Source organism: Streptomyces misionensis, assembly GCF_007896895.1.
Classification (GTDB): Bacteria; Actinomycetota; Actinomycetes; order Streptomycetales; family Streptomycetaceae; genus Streptomyces; species Streptomyces misionensis_A.
This window is the reverse complement of sequence record NZ_VOGW01000152.1, coordinates 18,170-21,879: the sequence shown is the minus strand read 5'-3', so window position 1 is coordinate 21,879 and position 3,710 is coordinate 18,170. Positions and strand designations below refer to the sequence as shown.

At 73.6% G+C, this 3,710-nt stretch carries 3 protein-coding genes and 1 pseudogene; all 4 read right to left on the bottom strand.

All coding sequences use genetic code 11. The features are described 5' to 3' along the window. Window positions 1-140 precede the first annotated feature (140 nt). The gene (locus tag FRZ03_RS25495; RefSeq protein ID WP_146467475.1) at window positions 141-1,145 is read right to left on the bottom strand and encodes a nucleoside triphosphate pyrophosphohydrolase; all 1,005 of its coding nucleotides are present in this window, start codon (window positions 1,143-1,145) and stop codon (window positions 141-143) included. A 100-nt stretch (window positions 1,146-1,245) separates the two neighbouring features. After that, complete coding sequence (locus FRZ03_RS25490; protein ID WP_146467478.1) at window positions 1,246-1,899, bottom strand: SurA N-terminal domain-containing protein; 654 nt, start codon at window positions 1,897-1,899, stop codon at window positions 1,246-1,248. Window positions 1,900-2,086: 187 nt separating this feature from the next. Beyond that, window positions 2,087-2,914 carry a glycoside hydrolase domain-containing protein gene (locus tag FRZ03_RS25485; protein ID WP_146467474.1) on the bottom strand — a complete coding sequence of 276 codons (828 nt, stop codon included), beginning with the start codon at window positions 2,912-2,914 and terminating at the stop codon, window positions 2,087-2,089. A 220-nt stretch (window positions 2,915-3,134) separates the two neighbouring features. After that, a pseudogene (locus tag FRZ03_RS25480) lies at window positions 3,135-3,710 on the bottom strand (serine/threonine protein kinase); the annotation flags it as partial.

The following is a 3,710-nucleotide window of genomic DNA, read 5'->3' as shown; positions in this document are numbered from 1 at the left end:
GTGTCGTCGGGGCGAAGCTGGTCGGTCACTCCTCGACGGTATCCGGCCCGCCCGGGCGGCGTGTCACCGGCGGCCCGGGCCCTGCCGGCGCCGGTGCCCGCGGTGCGGGGCGGGCGGGCGGTCCGGCGCGGCCGGCACGCTCACGAGGGGTCCTCGCCCTCCGCCGGGTCCGGGTCCACTCCCTCCGCCCTGCGTATCGCGTCCCGGTAGATGCGGGCCGCCGCGCGCAGGGCCGTCTCCGGGTCGGTGCCTGCGGACTCGGCGCGGGCGGCGAGGGCCAGCAGCTCGTAGCCGATGCCCTCGCCCTCGGGCAGCGGGACGTCCAGCCCGGCGGTGCGGGCCCGGGAGGCGAGCTTGGCGGCGAGGGCGAGGCCCGGCTGGCCGAGGGGGACGCCCTCGGTGACCGAGGTGCGCCGCTTCTCCTCCGCCTTGGTGCGCAGCCAGTGCGCCTTGACCTCCTCCGGGGTCTCGGCCTTCTCCTCGCCGAAGACATGCGGGTGGCGGTGGATCAGCTTGGCGACGATGCCGCCCGCCACGTCGTCGATCGAGAACGGCGCCTCGGGGTGCTCCTCGGCGATCCGGGAGTGGAAGACGACCTGGAGGAGGACGTCGCCCAGTTCCTCGCGCAGTTCCTCGCGGTCGCCCGCCTCGATCGCCTCGACCAGTTCGTACGCCTCCTCGATGCCGTACTTGGCCAGGCCCTCGTGGGTCTGCCGCGAGGACCAGGGGCACTCGGCCCGGATGCGGTCCATGACCTGGACGAGGTCCAGCAGACGGGCGCCGGGCAGGTCGTAGGAGGCGGGCAGCAGCTCCAGCTCCGGCATGGAGACCCGGCCGGTGCCGGCCAGCCGGGCCAGCCCGTCGGTGAGCGCGGGCTCCCCCTCCCCCGTCGCCACGACCACGACCGTCCGCCCGCCGGCGCAGGCGTCGACCAGCTCCTGCGCCGTGGGCGCCGCCTCGGCCACCGCTATGCCGGCCTCCCGCAGGTACGGCAGCTGCGGATGGGCGCCGTCCGCGCACAGCACGGCGTCCGCGGCGCGCAGGGCCTGCCAGGCCGGCCAGGACAGCAGGCCGGGGGCGACACGGTGGCTGGTGGTGAGCAGGACGATACGGCCGGGGCCGGCGGCGGGACTCGATGCGTTCACGCTCCGAACGTAACCCACGGCGGCGACGAGCGGATCGGGTTGTCCACAGGGCCACGGGGATCGTGTGATCGTATGCCCGCGGCCTTCGGGCCGACCGGTGCTACGCCGTCACCGGCGCGCCGCCGGACGCCGCCGTCACCTCCCGCACCCAGGGCGTCCTCGCGTCCGCCCGGCCGCTCTTCTGCACGTCCCAGGTGCCGTAGCGCGGGTTGATGTCGATGTGCAGCTCCTCGGAGGCCCGGGACAGGGCCTTCCAGAAGGCGGGCTGGGAGGTGTCGGTGCCGAGCCGGGCGGCGACCTTCTGCGCCTCCAGCTGGAGGCGCAGGTTGTCGTCCAGGTGCGCGGGGGCGATGCCGTACTTCTGGAGCCAGGCGTTCCGCAGGCCCTTGGCGCCGCCCGCCTGCTGCTCCAGACTCGCGCGCAGCTGCTGGGTGTCCTTGCGGGTGACGGTGACGCCCTCGTCCCGCGCGGCCCGGTGGATCACCCGGTCGAGGACCATGTTGTGCAGGGTGTCGCGGGTGAGGCTGCTGGTCTCGGCGAGCACCTGCTGGTACTGGGCCGGGTCGGACACCGCGGCCCGCTGGGCCTCGCGGACCTCGTCGACCCGGTTCTGCAACTGCGCGACGGTGATCCGCTGCCCGCCGACGACGGCCGCCGCGCCCGGGTGGGCGTCGTGTCCGCAGGCGGTCAGCAGGGGGGCCGCGGCGGCGATCGCGGCGGTGAGGACGAGCGCGGTGCGACGGCGGCGGTGCAAGGAAACCTCCAAGGGGAGATTGCAGGACAGGTGCGGCGCGCCAGCGCCTCCGCCAGGGGTGGTGGTCGGGCGACGGGCGGGCGCACAAGGTCTTGCGGTGATCGATGGTAGGCAGCCGCACTGCTCCGGCCAACCCATTCGACCAACGATTCACCGCGACTTCGGGCACCGCCGCGCCGCCGCGGCCTCAGCCGGTGATGGCCACCGGCGCGTCCCACGCGTCGCGGTCCACGGTGAGCGTGACGCCGCCGTGCGTCTCCTTGCTGTTGACCATGTACTGGTGGGCGCGGCTGTGCCCGGTGAACTGCGTGGCGCCCCACGGCCAGTCCGCGGTGGTGGTGTTCTGCTTGTCCCACAGCGCGTACCAGAGGTTGCCCGGCAGGTCCGTCTTGTCGGTCGCGGTGGCGATCGCCTTGGCGCTGGAGCTGGTGAAGCCGTAGTAGCCGGCCCGGTACGTCTTGGCGTGCAGCTGCTTGTCGAAGGCGCGCACATAGGTCAGCACGGCGGTGTTGCACGCCTTGTTCGTGACGTCGTACGCCTCCATGTCGAGGTAGATCGGGCTGCCGGCCTTCATGCCGAGGGCGGCGGCCTTCGCGACGGCGTCGTTGGCGTCCTGGGTGCCGAGGGTGGCGGCGTTGGAGCTGGTCATCTTCTCCGGGTTGGCGCCGGACTGGCAGGGCGGCTGGGCGCCGACGTAGAGGGGGATGAGCTTCCAGCCGAGGGAGCTGACGGACTTGACCCAGGAGGCGGTCAGGTTGGGCTGGGCGCAGCCGCGGTTCTTGCCGCCCACGTAGACGGCGGCGGCGCCGTAGAAGCCGGTGTGCCAGGCCTTCATGGTGGACAGCGAGGGCGCGGCGCAGGTGTCGAACGCCCGCCCGGTGAACGTCTTCTGCGCGGGCCACGTGGTGGCGGCCATGGAGGTCTGCGCGGCGAGGCCGGCCCCCGCGACCACGACGACGCCCGCCGCCGACCAGGCGATGTATCTGCGCTTCTTCGATTGCCGGTGTCCGGCCATGGTTCCCACCCTTGTTGGTTCTCGGTGTCGTTCGATGTCTGTACGGCTGGATGAATCTAGCGCTGCGGCCGGCAAGGTTCACCGGCTCGCGACGCCCGGCACGGCACCTCGCCGCGTTGTCGCATCACCCGAGTACATCCGGTACGCGGGCCATGCTCCGCCTTGCGATGCACCGCACCGGACGCCGCGAGCTTCCCGGCGAACCCTCCCGGCCACACCACTAGCCGCGCACCTGGCCCAGCCAGTGCAGGGTGCGGCGGATCTCGACGGCCATCGGGTGGCCGGGGCCGCCGAGGCGTTCCACGTCCAGCACCAGGCGGGCGAGGGTGTCGTGGGCGGCGGCCCGGTCGCCGAGGGCGAGCAGCAGGTGGCCGATGCGCCGGCGGACCTCGTGGGCCTGCTGCGGGTCGCCGGAGACGTACTGGTTCTCGTAGTACGGCAGCAGGGCACGGTACTCGGCGAGCGCGGCGGCGGGTTCGCCCAGTTGTTCGAGGCACTGAGCGGCGTCGTAGCGGAAGCGCAGTGCGGCGGGGTCGGCCTGGCCGGCCTCGGCGGCGCGTTCGTCGGCGAGGCGGCGCAGTTCGGGCAGTGCGCGCCGGTACTGGCCGTCGTCCATGAGGGTGGCCGCGTACTGCTTGCGCAGGGTGCGGACGACCGGGGAGTGCTCGCCGTGCTGTTCCGCCGCGGCGGGCAGGATCGCGCCCAGGACGTCGACGGCCTGGGTGATGCGGCCCTCCCCGAGCAGCCGTTTGACCTCGTCGACGGCGGCGGCGACATCGGGCTTCCCGGTCGCCGT